13 protein-coding genes are annotated in these 16,520 nt (G+C 43.0%); 12 read left to right on the top strand and 1 reads right to left on the bottom strand.

Annotation, left to right across the window (positions count from 1 at the left end):
• Positions 1-58 precede the first annotated feature (58 nt).
• From miaB to secG, 5 genes are all read left to right on the top strand, one after another.
• Positions 59-1,546 (top strand): tRNA (N6-isopentenyl adenosine(37)-C2)-methylthiotransferase MiaB, encoded by a 1,488-nt coding sequence (miaB, locus tag R8P61_17480; GenBank protein MDW3648864.1) that lies wholly within the window; start codon positions 59-61, stop codon positions 1,544-1,546.
• Entirely contained in the window at positions 1,546-2,772 is a 1,227-nt protein-coding gene (locus tag R8P61_17475; GenBank protein MDW3648863.1) for a sigma 54-interacting transcriptional regulator, read from the top strand. The genes miaB and R8P61_17475 overlap by 1 nt, the downstream gene beginning before the upstream one ends.
• On the top strand, positions 2,769-3,290 hold the full coding sequence (locus tag R8P61_17470) for an LptE family protein (GenBank protein MDW3648862.1): 522 nt from the start codon (positions 2,769-2,771) through the stop codon (positions 3,288-3,290). The genes R8P61_17475 and R8P61_17470 overlap by 4 nt, the downstream gene beginning before the upstream one ends.
• A gap of 168 nt (positions 3,291-3,458) precedes the next feature.
• Positions 3,459-4,232, top strand: a complete 774-nt coding sequence (locus tag R8P61_17465) for a hypothetical protein (protein MDW3648861.1) — start codon at positions 3,459-3,461, stop codon at positions 4,230-4,232.
• Entirely contained in the window at positions 4,232-4,588 is a 357-nt protein-coding gene (secG, locus tag R8P61_17460) for a preprotein translocase subunit SecG (GenBank protein ID MDW3648860.1), read from the top strand. The genes R8P61_17465 and secG overlap by 1 nt, the downstream gene beginning before the upstream one ends.
• 85 nt (positions 4,589-4,673) lie before the next feature.
• On the opposite strand, the gene R8P61_17455 is transcribed toward secG, so the two are convergent.
• Positions 4,674-5,159 (bottom strand): hypothetical protein, encoded by a 486-nt coding sequence (locus tag R8P61_17455; protein ID MDW3648859.1) that lies wholly within the window; start codon positions 5,157-5,159, stop codon positions 4,674-4,676.
• A 359-nt stretch (positions 5,160-5,518) separates the two neighbouring features.
• Here R8P61_17455 and R8P61_17450 point away from each other — a divergent pair, with 359 nt between their 5' ends.
• From R8P61_17450 to R8P61_17420, 7 genes are all read left to right on the top strand, one after another.
• Positions 5,519-7,135 carry a T9SS type A sorting domain-containing protein gene (locus R8P61_17450; GenBank protein MDW3648858.1) on the top strand — a complete coding sequence of 539 codons (1,617 nt, stop codon included), beginning with the start codon at positions 5,519-5,521 and terminating at the stop codon, positions 7,133-7,135.
• A gap of 210 nt (positions 7,136-7,345) precedes the next feature.
• Positions 7,346-8,053 (top strand): TIGR00730 family Rossman fold protein, encoded by a 708-nt coding sequence (locus tag R8P61_17445; protein ID MDW3648857.1) that lies wholly within the window; start codon positions 7,346-7,348, stop codon positions 8,051-8,053.
• 242 nt (positions 8,054-8,295) lie between these two features.
• Entirely contained in the window at positions 8,296-9,252 is a 957-nt protein-coding gene (locus tag R8P61_17440) for a lytic transglycosylase domain-containing protein (GenBank protein ID MDW3648856.1), read from the top strand.
• A 27-nt stretch (positions 9,253-9,279) separates the two neighbouring features.
• Positions 9,280-12,105 (top strand): excinuclease ABC subunit UvrA, encoded by a 2,826-nt coding sequence (gene uvrA / locus R8P61_17435; GenBank protein MDW3648855.1) that lies wholly within the window; start codon positions 9,280-9,282, stop codon positions 12,103-12,105.
• Positions 12,106-12,162: 57 nt separating this feature from the next.
• Complete coding sequence (locus tag R8P61_17430) at positions 12,163-14,430, top strand: MMPL family transporter (GenBank protein MDW3648854.1); 2,268 nt, start codon at positions 12,163-12,165, stop codon at positions 14,428-14,430.
• A 121-nt stretch (positions 14,431-14,551) separates the two neighbouring features.
• On the top strand, positions 14,552-15,865 hold the full coding sequence (locus R8P61_17425; GenBank protein MDW3648853.1) for a DUF2157 domain-containing protein: 1,314 nt from the start codon (positions 14,552-14,554) through the stop codon (positions 15,863-15,865).
• A 97-nt stretch (positions 15,866-15,962) separates the two neighbouring features.
• On the top strand, positions 15,963-16,514 hold the full coding sequence (locus tag R8P61_17420; GenBank protein MDW3648852.1) for a GDYXXLXY domain-containing protein: 552 nt from the start codon (positions 15,963-15,965) through the stop codon (positions 16,512-16,514).
• Positions 16,515-16,520 lie beyond the last annotated feature (6 nt).

Genomic DNA, 16,520 nt, shown 5'->3' with positions numbered 1-16,520 from the left:
GGCAGGATGCGGATTTTTTTTCTGTATATTTGCAGGCTGAAAGAGTAGCGATAGAAACATGAGAGATAAAATCACGCAAAAAACCTTCGCCCCGGGCGCTTTAAGCCGAGATATAGACGAGAGCAAGCAGGGAGTTGCTTATCAAAGTGATGCGATACATCCGGCTTCCGGACGCTTGGCATATATAGAAACCTATGGTTGTCAGATGAATTTCTCTGATACCGAGATTATCGCTTCTGTCTTGACCGATATGAAGTATGGCTTTACCACAGAGGTAGACGATGCAGATCTGGTTTTCATCAATACTTGTAGTATTCGTGAAAATGCAGAGACTAAGGTCTGGAACCGCCTAAAAAACTTTCGCAAGAAAAAAGAAGAAAAGCCACATCTGATGGTTGGAGTGATGGGATGTATGGCGGAGCGAATGAAAGAGAAACTCCTGGATCAGGAAAAACTGGTGGATCTGGTAGTGGGACCTGATGCATATAGAGATTTGCCGCGTTTGGTAGGAGAGGTAGAAAGTGGGCAAAAAGCAGTCAATGTGCTTTTGTCCCGGGAAGAGACTTATGCAAATATTTCTCCCGTTCGCCTCAATACCAATGGGGTTTCAGCTTTTGTAACCATTATGCGGGGCTGCGACAATATGTGTACTTTCTGTGTTGTGCCTTTTACTCGAGGAAGAGAAAGAAGCAGAGATCCTCAATCCATTGTAGCAGAAGTTAAAGAGTTATATGAAAATGGATACAAAGAGGTAACGCTTTTGGGCCAAAACGTGGATTCCTATAAATGGTCTCCCGACAGCAGCCTGAAGGGGAAAGCTCAGATCAATAAAGCCATAAATAAAGGGACTGAGGTAGAGACCGTCAATTTCGCCCAACTCCTGGAAATGACTGCACAGCTTGCTCCGGATATGCGGGTGCGTTTTTCTACTTCCCATCCTAAAGATATTACAGATGATGTCCTGCATACCATGGCTAAGTATGACAATATCTGTAACTATATCCATTTGCCTGTACAATCAGGATCAGATCGTATCCTGGAAATGATGAATAGAGGCTATACCTATGATTGGTATATGGATAAGGTGAAACGCATACGGGAGATCATTCCCGACTGTGCCATTTCTTCGGATATCATTACTGGTTTTTGTACTGAAACAGATGAAGATCACCAAAAGACAGTAGATATCATCAAAGCTTCGCGCTATACCCATGCTTATATGTTTGCCTATAGTGAAAGACCGGGTACAGCTGCAGCCAAGAAATTTGAAGATGATGTAGAGGAATCGGTAAAAAAGTCCAGATTGGCTGAGATCATCAAATTGCAAAATGAAATCTCTGCCGAATTGAATCAGGCAGATGCAGGCAAGACTTTTACGGTCTTGATTGAAGGGAATTCCCGCCGCTCCGATCAAGATTGGTGTGGAAGAAATGACCAGAATAAAATGATGGTTTTCGGAAAAAAAGGAGACCATAAGCCAGGCGATTATGTTCAGGTACGTTGTACTGAAGCCAGCAGCGCGACCCTAAAAGGTGAAATGATCTAATGACCATACAGCAGGTAAAACAGAGATATGGAATCATCGGAAACAGCCGAGAGATAAATTCGGCTGTGGAGGTAGCTATGCAAGTAGCTCCTACTGAGGTTTCCGTACTCGTTTATGGGGAGAATGGGAGTGGAAAGGATGTGTTCTCACGGATCATCCATCAATTTAGCAAAAGAAAACACAAACGATTTCTGGCAGTAAATACCGGTGCTATACCGGAAGGGACCCTTGATTCAGAACTATTTGGACATGAAAAAGGGGCTTTTACTTCGGCTTATGATACCCGCAAAGGGTATTTCGAAGAAGTAGAAGACGGAACCATCTTTTTGGATGAAATTGCAGAAATGCCCCTCAAGACCCAGGCGAGACTTTTGCGTTTACTTGAAAATGGTGAATACCTGCGGGTGGGATCTTCCAAAGTCCGTCAAGCTGATGTACGGGTGATTGCTGCGACGAATAAGAATCTGGTGGAAATGATCCGCCAGGGGAAATTTAGAGAGGACCTCTACTTTCGCCTCAATACGGTATCTATTGTTGTGCCCGCATTGAGAGACCGGGGACAGGATATAGAACTCTTGTTCAACTATTTTGCCCTTGAGTTTGCCGAAAAGTATAAAAGAGATCCTATTGTACTCGAAACGGAAGCTGTAGAGCTGCTATATAAATATCGCTGGCCTGGGAATGTTCGGGAGCTTCGAAACCTGGTTGAGAAATTGACGGTTCTGGTAAAAGGGGAAATGGTAGCAGCAACTGTCCTGCAAAAGAATCTATTGATTCAGGAATCTTATCTGCCCAGCATTGTTCACATGCCTGGATCGAATGGGGGAGAGTCGGTGACTACCGAGGACCGTGATCTTTTGTTCAAAATGATTCACGATCTGGGGAAAGAAGTAACTGATTTAAAGAAAATGCTATTTATGGCCATGCAGCAAGGCAGGGATTTCGATCCTTCCGGAGGCATGAGTTTCAATTCGACTCCCGCTTATGATGAGAGTCGGTATGGTGAAACGGAAATCATTCAGGCACCAGAACCCCAGGTACAACCCATTGCCAAAGAAGCACCACTTTTAGTAGAAGCTTCGCTTTCTTTGGAGAAAAACGAAAAAGACCTGATCACCAAGGCTTTGCTCAAACATAACAACAACCGGAAAAAAGCCGCTCAGGAATTGGGCATCTCCGAAAGGACTTTGTACCGAAAAATCAATAACTACAACATAGACCTGTGAAAAATGTAAGCTATTTGGTTTTATTTGCTGCCTGCCTGATCCTGGCAGCATGTAGAGTTTCCTTCAATACTACCGGTGTACCTAAAATAGGGGGAACCTCCGGAGTCGTATTGGAAACCCTTTATGTGGATCAGTTTATAAATGAAGCCCCAATCGTAGTTCCCTATCTCGCTCCCGAGATGACTTTGCAGCTACAGGACAGATTTTTGAGCCAAAGTAAATTGAGTTTGACCGACCCACCGGCTGATGTCGAGCTAGGAGGGAGTATTACTCGTTATGATGTAGCTCCTATTGCCATTACAGGAACCACTTCGGCTGAACAAAACCGGCTCAGCATAAGCGTGCGGGTCAGTTTCAAAAACAACAAAGACGAAAATGCTAGCTGGGAACAAACCTTTAGTGGATTTGTAGACTTCGATGCCAGTGAAGATTTTACCTCTGTAGAAGAAGAAAAAATCAACGAAATTCTCGAGCAGATTACGCAGGATATATTTACCAAGTCTTTGGGGAAGTGGTAAGCGAAAGGTGTTGGAGTGTTAACGAGTTGGGGTATTAGCGTATGCATTTTGCTAGATAATAATAACACCAACACACTAAAACTCTAACATGCCAACACCTTTTCCCCTCTGTAAGAAATCCAACATTCCGCCTGAAAAAATATCCGAAAATCCCTGTATCATTGAATCGTGAATATTTGGGAATTATATCACAAATCCTTCGAGCGAGAGTTAAATAGCGAAGAATTGGATTTTCTGGATACAATGATCCGGAAATATCCTTATTTTGCGATGGCAAGGTATCTCAAGGCCAAAGCTGTGCCTAGTACAGCTAATATTGGTCTGGCCTCAGCACATGCTTCGAATCGCCCATTGTTAAAAGCCTTCATGGAGGGCAAGAAGAGTATTAGAGAAAAAATAATAACCGAGACAATGGAGGAAAGTCCGGAAAAAACCGTATCCATTCACCAAAAGCACGAGCTCTTTAGCATCGTGGATACTTCTGTTGAAGAGCAGCTAAGTAGTCTGGATATCCCTTTTTCAGTTGTGGGCAATGATTTGGGAGCTGATTTTCAGGGTTTTTTAGATAGTTTGATTAAAGAAAAAACGCAAAAACATCTCTGGCTAGCTGAAAAGATACGGACGGAAATTCTTCGAAAAGATTTCAAGCATACAGAAGAGGCCACTTCCAGTCCGGAGGCCAGGGACCTGATTCAACGTTTCCTCAACAAAAATCCTAAGATCAGGCGGCCCAATCCAGAAAAGAATTATCAGAAAACAGAGGATTTTGCAAGCATGAGTATAAGCCTGGATGAGGAAATTGCATCAGAGACTTTGGCAAAACTTCATCTCCAGCAAAACAATACCCGGGAGGCAATCCGTATATATAAGAAACTCAGTTTGCTATTCCCTGAAAAAAGTGCTTATTTTGACGCTCAAATTTTAGAAATAAACAAGAAATAATGGCTTTTTTTAGCTTTCTATGCATACTCATTTCTGTCGGCCTTACGCTGGTAGTAATTGTTCAAAACAGCAAAGGTGGAGGACTATCTTCAACTTTCGGGGGTGGTGCCCAGCAAATTATGGGTGCGAGGAGAAGTAATGAGGTAATCGAAAAGATCACCTGGTATCTCGCTGGCGGATTGGCACTTGTTGCCATCATAGCCAACCTTACTTTTGGTAGCCCTGAAGTTGATCCTGATACAATCCGTACAGAGACTGCTATCGATGAGCTTGTAGTACCTAATGCAGGTCCTCTACAAGATCCAGCTAGCCTTCCAGAAGCTCCTGCCGAACCTGCTGCCGGAACCGAAGAGTAAAGCAAAAACATAAAAGAAAGACGCAAAACAATCAACAGATTGTTTTGCGTCTTTCTTTTTGTGGCAATTGAATACTGCCTAAAGATTAGCTCGGCTCCTTTTCAACTACATCTTTCAATTTTTCCCAGGCACCTTTTATACCATCCCAGTATTCCGGTCCCTTTTTGCTGATGATGCACTTGCGGATATTTTTTTGTTTGTTCTTCAGGCTGATTCGAATCTCTTTTTTGACCAGTTCTTTATCCAGGTCAATACTTGCCATATCAGAAATACTCAAGCGTGAACTGAGGTCTTCTTTAATCGGACCTACTATGCAGAGGCATTTGGTCTTATCCGCATTATCTCCTTCACAATTATTTTCTTCCAGTCTACTTATTGAAGATTGATCGATCAGGGCCTCCATGCCCTTCCCTTTCAGTTCATTGATGCTGCCTCCTTGCCATAAATAAAAAGCAAGGGCTGCAATAGCCAGAACCAAAATTGCTTTCAAGACCTTTTGAGCAACCTTGAACAGGATATAGATAATAGCTCCGGCAGATAAAATGAGGATGATGAGATTACTGTTTTCCATAGGAATATAACGGTACTTAATTAGGTGTTCCGTTTCTCAAGCATTTCAGATGGCCAGATCCAATTAGCATAGAATTATTCGATTTCTCAATCTTTAAGCAGCCTTAAGCTTTCTACGTTTAGAATCTGTTTCTACCTAGAGGACGAAATCTGAGCCTATTTGTTCGGATTAATTAAAATTTTCATACAGATAGAAATACAAATCGGAAATTGTAAAAAATTGGCCTCAGGGAAATGATTTTTTTTTTGTACTTTAGTCGGAGTCTAACATTGACGAGTTAAAAGGTACTCGTAAATAATTATTCAATTTCTGGATAAGAGTTCTTAAAAATTCGGAAAAACACAATTACTTCCCCTAGTATGATTAGAAATTCTACCTTTGTTTTCCTACTTACCTCGTTTTTCTTTACCTGTAATCTATACGCTCAAGATCCGATTCCGGGAGGCTGTGGTACTGTTGGACCCAATATGGTTGTAAATCCTGAATTTGATGATGGAAATACCGGCTTTACAAACAGTTTCAGCTTTAATAGCGGATATACCTGTTCTTTTGGAGATTATACCATTGCAAGTACAGTGATAAACGATCCTGCGGTTACCTGTTATAATGCGCCTGGTTTTAACCTCCAAACTATTTGGAAGGTCACGGACCGTATAAATGCTAGTAGCGGAACTTACACTCCAGGAAATTTCATGATTGTCGATCCCTGCGATACGGTCGGTACCAGTTGTAGTACGACAGATCTCAGCGGGATTATTTGGGAACAGACCCTGGATGTCTGTCCCAACAATACCTATACCTTTTCAGTATTTGTAAAAAACATTTATACCCAGGAAGCCATCAATTATCCGGGTTCCGATACACTCCCTGATTTTGAACTCAGGATCAATGGAGATACGGTATCCGGTTACTACATCGATGGAGTGCTCTCAACAGATGGAAGTTTTGAACTTCCCAAAATGCCAGAAGCAGACTCTGCCGTCTGGTTTCAGATATCTGGAGCCTGGGAGTCTGGAACGAGTACATCTGCCAATCTCGTAATGAGAAACCTGGTTCCTGGTGCGCAAGGAAATGACCTGGCACTTGATGGAATCTTCTTTGGCCTATGTGGTAAAGAAGTAGGAGTTGCTGTGAATGGGACTACCTGTCAGGATGATGCAAGCCCTACGGCAATCGTCCTGGACCCCGATCCTGCTACCCAAAGCGCTGGCTGGTTGTATTATGAGTGGTTCAGAGATGGGGTATTGATGCAGGGAGATGCCAATGGTACTTATGCACCTACGCTCGATCCGACCAATGGATACCAGGGAGAGTATCTTATGATCGCTTATGAAGATCCTGCAGGAGCAACTTGTGGGCATTCTAGTGAACCTATAAATGTCATTTCAAGTACTTCTCCTGAATGTCAGGGAGTATTCCCGGTAGAAATGCTGAGTTTCGACGGGAAACAGATCGACCAAAGCGTCGAACTCAATTGGGCCACCGCACAAGAGATCAATAACCGTGGCTTTGAAGTACAGATTAGTCAAGATGGTCTGGACTTTGAAAATATTGGCTTTGTAGATGGAATCGGAAATAGCACAAATGTAAATCTATATACCTTCCGTACCGGAGCCCTCAATAGTGGAAGTTATATCTTCCGCCTTAGACAAATAGATTATGATGGTAGCTTTAGCTATTCTGATAATCTGGAATTAAGTGTGGACCTTAGTAATGCATACTTTGTTTCCATTGCACCAAATCCCATAAATGCAAATTCTAAATTGCTGGTGGAAGTGCAGGAAAAACAGGAAGTTCGTGTGGACCTTCTGAGTACTGACGGAAAGCTGGTGCAAAAAGTTGGATCAGGACTTCTGGAGAATGGTCAAGCCTTTGAATTGGAATTAGGAAGGGGAGATTTGCCGGGAGGATTGTATGTATTAAGGGTACAAGGTTGGAATTTCAGCCATTTCGAGAAAATCATCATTACTGAATAAAGAATCTTCGCATAAGGATCTTAAAAAGGGCATAAATGAATCATTTATGCCCTTATTCTTTGGCTTGATGTTAGGGTAAATATGCTTTGACCACAATGAGATATCGGTGCCTTTTCCTAAATAAGGGGTCCTTTGAAACAATTTTGTAGGAAAAACCCTTCTTTATTAGGCAATTTTAGATAGTTTTGCCCCGCTAAAACATTCAATCACATGGACAAACGAATCAATTCTTATTTCACCGAGCATAAAAGAGAATGGAAAAAAGCGCCTGGGAAAGATTCCTGGATCGTTTTTAAGATCATGTCTGAATTTGTGGAAGGATTTGAGAAGATGTCCGCGATTGGGCCCTGTATATCAATTTTTGGTTCTGCCAGAACAAAACCTGATACCAAGTATTACAAACTGGCGACAGAAATAGCCGCTAAACTTACCCAAAGTGGTTTTGGAATTATTACCGGAGGAGGACCTGGGATCATGGAAGCCGGTAATAAAGGAGCTTTCGAAGCAGGAGGAACTTCTGTAGGTTTAAATATTGAGCTCCCTTTTGAAACCCATTCCAATCCCTGGATTGATAAGGATAAAGACATAGACTTCAATTATTTCTTTGTGCGCAAGGTGATGTTCGTCAAATACGCACAGGGTTTTGTGGTCTTGCCCGGAGGATTTGGTACGCTGGATGAGCTTTTTGAAGCACTTACCCTCATTCAAACCCTGAAAATTGACCGTTTCCCCGTAGTTTTAGTAGGAAGTGATTTCTGGGGAGGCCTGATTGACTGGATCAAAAAAGTGCTCCTGGAGCAGGAAAACAACATTTCTGAAAAAGATATGGATTTGTTTAAAGTAGTAGATTCTGCGGATGAAGTAGTAGAGCATTTTACTAACTTTTACACCGATAACTTACTCAAACCCAACTTTTAAGACTGGATTTCGTACAAGTAAAGCGAGAAAAAACCCTATTCAAGCTATTCCCACCCTATAGAAGCAAGTTTACCTTATACCTTTGAAGTGTTCAAGTCCTCCAAAATAACGGAGCCTTGAAAGAAATCGGGCGAAAGTGTCTCGAAATTTACCGGTAACGGTAGCACTTTTGCGCCTTCGGTACGTATAAGTACCTAACAAACACAGAAAGAAAGCAACAAACAGACCTTTTTGCAAACACTATGAAACGTACACTCCTTATTATCCTTACGTTAGGATTGATTTCAGCGGGCCTTTTATTCCCTGTCTGGAAAGTGGAGGCAGAAACCCCCGGTCCAAGATCTGACGCTAAATTAAAAGCGCTTTCCGGCAAGGTATCAGCTTTCAACTACGGAGCCCCTCTGAGCCTGGATTTTGCAGGAGAAACTGTAGATATCCAGAATCCTCGCATCGAGAAAAAAATCAACAGAGAAATACGGAAAAGTCTCAATTATCCCGCTGCAACAAAACTATTGTTGAAGAGGGCTTATCGCTATCAGGATCGCTTTATGGATATCCTGGAAGCCAAAGGAATTCCCAGCGACTTTTTCTACTTAAGTATAGCCGAAAGTAAACTTTCCAATGCTACCTCCGTGGTAGGTGCTAAAGGTTTCTGGCAGTTTATGCCAGCTACTGCAAAGCAATATGGATTGGAAGTTTCGGATCAGGTGGACGAAAGACTCCACCCGGATAAAGCAACCTACGCAGCCGCTCGCTTCTTAAAGTCTGCTTACAAGCAATTGGAAGACTGGACTTTGGTAGCAGCAGCATATAATATGGGCCCCACCGGTGTTGAACGCGCAGTCAAGAACAATGGGACCCGTGATTACTTCCAAATGGACCTCAACCCTGAAACAGGGGCATATCTCTACAGAATCCTGGGATACAAAAGTGTCCTCGAAGGAGCTGAACGTTATGGCTTTGATCTGGATGCCATAGAATATTATCATCCAATCCCATATCGTACTACTCTGGTCAAGGAAAATATAGATGATCTTGCTACCTTTGCGCAGTCACACGGTTCCACCTATCGGGATTTGAAAATTATGAACCCCTGGTTGCTGACTGATCAGTTGACAGTGAGTGAAGGCGAGAGTTACGAAATTCGATTTCCCATCGTTTCCAACCCAATTGCATACGAGTTGAGAACCGACAGATAGGAGGGGCCTGCAAAGTCTTTTCCTGGAATGAGTGAGCCGCAAATTGAAGTTTACGGAGCCCGAGAGCATAATCTCAAAAACATTGACCTGAACATCCCCCGCAACAAGCTTGTGGTTATAACGGGTGTGAGTGGTTCTGGTAAAAGTTCCCTTGCCTTTGATACCCTTTATGCTGAAGGACAAAGGCGATACCTGGAGAGCTTTTCCGCCTATGCACGTCAATTTCTCGGGAACCTGAAGAGTCCGGACGTAGATAAGGTTGAGGGCCTGAGTCCGGTCATCGCAATCGAACAAAAGACTACCTCCCGAAACCCCCGTTCTACTGTAGGTACGGTCACAGAAATCTATGACCTTTTTCGCCTGCTCTTTGCCAGAGCAGCAGATGCCTATTCCTATAAGAGTGGGAAGAAAATGGTGCAGATGTCTGATGAGCAGGTAATCGATGCAATCGAAAATCAGTTCAAAAATGAAAAAATGCTGATCCTGGCACCCTTGATTCGGTCCCGAAAAGGACATTATCGGGAGCTTTTTCAAAACCTGGCCAAAAATGGCTTTAGCAAGGTTCGGGTTGATGGAGAGGTGCAGGAGATTGTTAAAGGCATGCAGTTGGATCGCTACAAGATCCATGATATAGAGCTGGTTGTAGATAGGGTGCGAGTGGGCAAAGACAGTAATCGTCTGGGGGAAAGTGTTCGCCAGGCGATGAAAACCGGAGAAGGGATCGTGCTTCTGCTTCATGCCGAGACTGAGGAAACCTATTGGTACAGCCGAAACCTCATGGATCCCGAATCAGGGATCAGTTATGATATTCCCTCTCCGAATAGCTTCTCCTTCAATTCTCCCTATGGAGCTTGCCCAAACTGTAATGGACTGGGGCAGGTATTTGAGGTTGACAATGGCTTATTGGTTCCCGATCCCAGCAAGTCAATCAATCGAGGTGCAGTTGAACCTCTGGGAGAATACCGGGATATCTGGATTTTCCGTCAGCTTAGAAAAATTGCGGAGGCATACGGCTTCTCATTGGCAACTCCCTTTAATGAGATTCCTTTAGAAGCTGTGGAGTTTATCCTGAAAGGAGATAGAATCACTGCCACAGCCAAAAAGATCAGAACCCGATTTGATGGGATCAGAAGCTTTGTTCATGACCAGTACCATAGCTCCAATTCCGAAAAAATAAAGACCTGGGCCGAACAGTTTATGAAAATTTCTACCTGTTCGACCTGTGGTGGAAGTCGACTCAAGAAAGAGAGTCTCTATTTCAAGATTGCAGAGCACAATATCTATGAGTTATCCTCCATGGACATTGGTTCCCTCGCAGGATGGATAGAAGGCCTGGAAGACAGGCTGAGTAAAAGACAGGTGCAAATCGGTCAGGAAGTGATCAAAGAACTTCGCAAAAGAATTGGCTTCCTGATGCAAGTGGGACTGGATTATCTGGCCCTGGACAGACCGGCTAAATCCCTTTCAGGAGGGGAGGCTCAACGAATTCGTCTGGCAACCCAGATTGGTTCTCAATTGGTCAATGTATTATACATCCTTGACGAGCCTAGCATAGGTTTGCATCAAAGAGATAATGAAAAATTGATACAGTCTTTGCTCGAATTGAGAGATTTGGGCAATTCGGTGTTGGTAGTAGAGCATGATAAAGATACCATGCTGGCTTCAGATCATATTATAGACTTTGGTCCGGGAGCAGGATTGTATGGAGGGGAAATAGTAGCACAGGGTACGCCGGAGCAAATCCTGAAATCCGATTGTCCCACCTCAGATTATCTGGCAGGGAGACGAGAAATAGAAGTGCCTACAGAAAGAAGAGAGGCACAGCCCAATCAATTGATCCTCAAAGGAGCTACAGGAAATAACCTCAAATCTGTAGATTTAACATTGCCCCTGGGAGTGTTTATCTGCGTAAGTGGGGTTTCTGGTTCAGGAAAATCTACCCTCATCAATGAGACGCTCTTTCCTATCATCAGTCAATATCTCTATCGTTCCAAAAAGAAGCCCATGCCTTATGAGTCTTTCGAAGGCCTGGACTATGTAAATAAAATTGTACGTATAGATCAATCTGCTATTGGGCGAACTCCTCGATCTAATCCGGCAACCTATACCGGTTTATTCACTTATATCCGTGAACTCTATGCAAACCTGCCTGAATCAAAGATCAGGGGCTATAAAATTGGCCGCTTTTCCTTCAATGTAAAGGGCGGTAGATGTGAAGAGTGTCATGGCGGAGGTATGCAAACCATAGAAATGAATTTCCTTCCGGATGTCTATGTTACCTGTCCTAAATGTCAGGGGCGGCGTTACAATCGGGAAACTCTGGAGGTTCGTTTTAAAGGGAAGTCCATTTCGGATGTGCTAAATCTCAGCATCTCTGATGCCCTCGAATTCTTTGATGCCATGCCCAGGATCAAACGTAAACTGAAAACCCTGGCAGATGTAGGATTGGGCTACCTTACGCTGGGACAACCTGCGACCACTCTCTCCGGAGGGGAGGCTCAACGGATCAAAATTTCGGCTGAACTTTCCAGAAAAGATACAGGAAATACCTTCTACATCCTGGATGAACCGACTACCGGTTTGCATTTTCAGGATATCGAGATGTTGTTGATCGTATTAAATCAATTGGTGGACAGGGGAAATACGGTACTAGTGATCGAACATAACCTGGATGTGATAAAAGTTGCGGATCATATCATAGATCTGGGTCCTGAGGGGGGAGCAAAGGGAGGAATGATTTTGGTTGAGGGCAGTCCTGAAGAAGTTGCCAATCATCCGGATTCCCATACCGGACGTTTTCTTAAAAAAGAATTAGCCGGTTCAAAAAAACCAAAAAAGCTCCAAAAGAGTTAGCATATAGATAGAAAAGGGCAAGGCCCGAGGCAAATAGGATAGCGTGAATTTGGCTGCATGATAGAATCTTTACTAAAGCGTAGAAAACTCATATTTGGGATCATATTACTCCTCACTCTCTTCCTGACCTGGGGACTGAGTAAATTGCAGATCAGCTTTAGTTTTGAAAGCTTCTATCCCAAAGACGATCCGGAATACATATTTTATAACCAATATCAGGGAAGATTTGGAGAGGATCAGAATTACATGGTCTATATCTCTTTGAAAAGTCCCTCTGGACATGTATTTGAGAAAGCCTTCGTAGATAAAGCCCATGCACTATTTGAGGAAATGGGTACCTATTCCGGGGTCGATTCTATGCTTACAGCAACTAACTTTTCTTTTGTAGAAAGAAAAGCTTTGCAGTTTAGTCAGCAGCCCTGGTTAGAATGGGATAGCCAGGAATCCCTGGATGAATCCCGGGAAAGAATTCTGAAAGATTCCAGTATGCTGGGAATATTTGCCACCCACGACCTGGACTATCTTTGCGGATACTATTTCATCGATGCTGCCATCTTTGATTCAGAGGCAAGAGACGAATTGAGTTATCAACTGGAAGATGCCCTTAATGCTTCTGGTCTAGAATACATCATAAGTGGCATTCCTTTTATCCGTACCAAATATGTCGAAAAGATCGGGACAGAATTATTGATGTTTTTGTCTTTGGCTTTTCTGTTGATTGTAAGTGTATTATTTCTGACCTATAGAAATTGGATAGGGGTACTGATTCCTCAATTGGCCGTTCTTACCGGACTATTGTGGGTTTTGGGCTTTATGGGTTGGACCGGACAAACGATCAACCTCATCAATAACCTTCTGATCCCTATAGTTTTTGTGGTGGGGATGTCAGATGTTATTCACCTGAATACCCAATACCTGGCTCAATTGCGTTTGGGAAAAGGGAAGTGGGAAGCGATGAAAAGTTCCTTGAAGGAAATCGGTCTCTCCATATTATTGACTAGTATTACTACGGCGATAGGATTTGCTTCTTTATATGTATCTCGAATTCCTCCCATCCGTGAATTTGGCTTGTATGCTGCTGCGGGAGTACTCTTTACTTTTTTAGTATCAGTAGTTATTCTCCCCAATTTGATGTTGGGCGTTCCTGCTGATAAATTTCTTAAAGCACCCTCTCTGGAAAATCAACCGGTCTGGATTAAGTTCTTCAATTGGGTTCACCGCATTACCAAAGAAAAAGACAAGCTGGTTTTTAGTGGCTTCCTCTTTATCATCATTGCTAGTATTCTACTCATATTCCGCATTTCCCTGGATACCTATTTGATTGAGGATATCGGAAAAAATGATCCGGTACGGAAGTCTATGGAATTTTTTGAAGAAAAAGCCTATGGCCTACGTCCGTTTGAGTTAGGTATCGAAGTCAAAGATAGTAGCCTGCGGGTGAGTGATCGGGAAGTGCTGGTGCAAATGGAGAAGATTCAGAACTTTCTGAAGGAGGAAGCTAAATTTAGTCCCTTTCTATCTCCGGTTTCCTTAGTCTCTGAAGCAAACTATGTCTATCACTTCAATCGAGATAGATATAGACGGATTCCTCGCAAGCAATCGGATATCGACCAATACCTGAGCATGGCTCAACTGAATGGAGGCGAGGCTTTATTGAATAAAGTGATGACTCCCGATGGTCGCTTTGCGAGGATGAGTTCACGAACAGCAGATATGGGGACTTACAAATTTGAGGAACTCAATCAAAAACTGAATGATTTCATTGCTACAGAAACAGATACAAGCCTTTATTCCTACAAAATAACCGGACATGCCTTCCTCACGGAGCATAACCTCAACTATATCCGTTCCAGCCTGCTTTGGGGATTAGGTCTGGCTTTCATTGCAATTGGCTTTATCATGGGCTTTCTCTTTCGTTCCTGGAAGATGCTTTTCATCAGCATGATCCCCAATGTTGTACCTCTCATTCTGACGGGAGGCTTGATGGGCTTAGTTGGTATTACCTTAACAGCTTCCACGGCTCTTGTCTTCGTGATTGCCTTCGGAATAGCCGTTGATGACACCATTCATTTCCTGTCTCGTTACCGCCTCGAAAGAAGCTTGGGCCATGATTTGGAAACGGCCATTATGCACACCTTGCAAGGTACGGGGAAAGCTATGTTATTGACCTCTTTTGTCCTTTGTGGGGGATTCATCCTTTTACTCTTTTCCGATTTTGGAGGGACCTTTAGTACGGGATTATTTACGGCTTTGACCATCCTATTTGCTATGCTGGCAGATCTGTTTTTGCTCCCTGTTTTGATCCGCTGGGTCATGAAAGACTGATTATAGTCATATTCAAAAGTCCTTTTTTTATCTTAAATTCCTAAACCTGGGTGCTGTGTTTGCGTTCACTTGCCCAAAAGGCCTTTCTTTTTAAGGGGGCTTATGACTTAATATTATCCCCATGTCAAATTCGAAACATGCACGATGGCTGCTTGCTGAATTGCCGGGACTTTTACATGAAAAAGTCCTGAATCAGGAGTCGGCCCAAAAGCTGGAGGCACATTATCAGCCTCTGGCTATGCAAAAGGGAAACAATCCAATTTTCATTATTACGGGAATACTGGGAGCCTTGCTAATCGGAGCAGGGATCATCTCAATTTTCGCCTATAATTGGGACAACTTTGGAAGGGGGCTTCGGGCTTTCCTGAGTGTCGCACCTTTATTGATCGCCCAGGGCTTTTATGCCTATGCCTATTTCAAGAAGAAGGATTCTGTGGCCTGGATAGAAAGTACCTCTGGCTTTTTGATGTTGATGCTGGCTTCTTCCATAGCCCTCATCAGCCAAACCTATAATATAGCCGGCAGTATGGAAGAATTTCTCTGGATATGGATGCTATTGAGTATCCCACTTATGTATTTGAGAAATTCTACTTTGGTTACGATGATGTTCCTGGCAGGAATCAGTTCCTGGACCTTTCATGTACCGGAAAGTAGCAGCCATATTGTAAGGTACTGGCTCTTATTGGGAGCTGCAATTCCTCACCTTTGGATGAATATTTCACATCCGGATCGTAGAATACGTGCCAATCAATTGGGATGGGCACTTGGGATTTCTCTTTTATTCTCTATAATGCGAGTACCAGAATGGCGGGTAGAAAGTGGGGGCATCATTGCTTATGCCATGGTATTTGGCCTGCTATATCTTATCGGAAGAAAATTCTATGGCAAAGAAGAATACCCCTGGCAAAGACCTTTTCAGTCTATTGCAATTATCGGGACTTATGTGATGGCCATGTTCTTCTCATTTGAATCCATTGATTTTGATCTGGAATGGGCGGAAATACTGGGAGGTAAGAAATACGCTTCCTGGGCTTCATGGACGAATATAGGTGTATTCATGAGTGCCCTGGCAGGAATGGGAGGCCTACTCGTTTATCACCTCAGAAAGAATAACTGGTTGAATTACTTCATTGTGGGTTTTCCGGTATTGGTGATCTCTTACCTGCTCTTAGGAAGTACGGATACCCTTCCCCCCAAAATCTTTATGGTTCTTTTTAATGTATTCCTTCTGGCCTTTGGTGCCTATTATTTAAGAGAAGGGATCATTAAAGAAAGATTGGGATTGGTCAATGCAGGGATGTTTATCATGTCCTCCCTCTTTGTCATGAGGTTTTTCGATCCCGACTTTAGCTTCCTGGTGAAAGGTATCGCCTTTCTGCTCATTGGCTCTGCCTTCTTTGGCGTGAATATTTATTTGATGAAGAAAAAGAAATAAGTGTTCAGGGGTTCTGGTGTTCAAGTGTTCTAGTTTGAATTGATTTTCCAGAACACATGAACACCAGAATACGAGAACACTTCTAAAACATAAGACAATGTATAGAAATATCGCATTCATTCTGACCATGATCCTCTATGCAGGCTTTCCCTTGCAAATGATCTCTGGCTACGAATCAGTCCTGAGCGAAGGAGAGCTCCATCGCTTTCAACCCCGGCCCATAGATCCCTACAATCCATTTAAAGGGCGTTATGTATTTCTCCAATATGAGAATCCCCAATTGCCTTATGAAAATGGACTTGAAGTCTTTGAGTACGGAACCTCTGCTTTTATAAGCCTCGGCAAAGATTCAACGGGCTTGTCTGTACCTCAGGAGATTTTTCCGCGGGCTCCTGAAAATGGGAACTATCTACGGGTTGAAATAAACTACATTACCGATAAGGAAGTGGGATTTTCCTATCCCTTTGATGAGTATTATATGAATGAGGAAATGGCTCCCAAAGCTGAAGAGGCTGTTCGGAAGTTTTCTGAGTGGGGGAAAGAGGAGGTATTTGTGGATGTACGCATCAAAGAAGGCATGGCAGTGATTGAACAACTATATATTCAGGATAAACCCATAGAAGAATTTTTGCGGGATGCAGAGGATTGAGTAGTT

The organism is Bacteroidia bacterium, from assembly GCA_033391075.1.
Classification (GTDB): Bacteria; Bacteroidota; Bacteroidia; order J057; family J057; genus JAWPMV01.
The sequence above is the reverse complement of the archived record's forward strand: the minus strand, read 5'-3'. Positions and strand labels throughout refer to the sequence as shown.

Coding starts and splice junctions, on each gene's coding strand:
- R8P61_17425 (MDW3648853.1), top strand. CDS start 14,552: ATGTCAAATTCGAAACATGCACGATGGCTGCTTGCTGAATTGCCGGGA.
- R8P61_17420 (MDW3648852.1), top strand. CDS start 15,963: ATGTATAGAAATATCGCATTCATTCTGACCATGATCCTCTATGCAGGC.
- R8P61_17430 (MDW3648854.1), top strand. CDS start 12,163: ATGATAGAATCTTTACTAAAGCGTAGAAAACTCATATTTGGGATCATA.
- miaB (MDW3648864.1), top strand. CDS start 59: ATGAGAGATAAAATCACGCAAAAAACCTTCGCCCCGGGCGCTTTAAGC.
- R8P61_17445 (MDW3648857.1), top strand. CDS start 7,346: ATGGACAAACGAATCAATTCTTATTTCACCGAGCATAAAAGAGAATGG.
- secG (MDW3648860.1), top strand. CDS start 4,232: ATGGCTTTTTTTAGCTTTCTATGCATACTCATTTCTGTCGGCCTTACG.
- R8P61_17440 (MDW3648856.1), top strand. CDS start 8,296: ATGAAACGTACACTCCTTATTATCCTTACGTTAGGATTGATTTCAGCG.
- R8P61_17450 (MDW3648858.1), top strand. CDS start 5,519: ATGATTAGAAATTCTACCTTTGTTTTCCTACTTACCTCGTTTTTCTTT.
- R8P61_17455 (MDW3648859.1), bottom strand. CDS start 5,159: ATGGAAAACAGTAATCTCATCATCCTCATTTTATCTGCCGGAGCTATT.
- R8P61_17475 (MDW3648863.1), top strand. CDS start 1,546: ATGACCATACAGCAGGTAAAACAGAGATATGGAATCATCGGAAACAGC.
- uvrA (MDW3648855.1), top strand. CDS start 9,280: ATGAGTGAGCCGCAAATTGAAGTTTACGGAGCCCGAGAGCATAATCTC.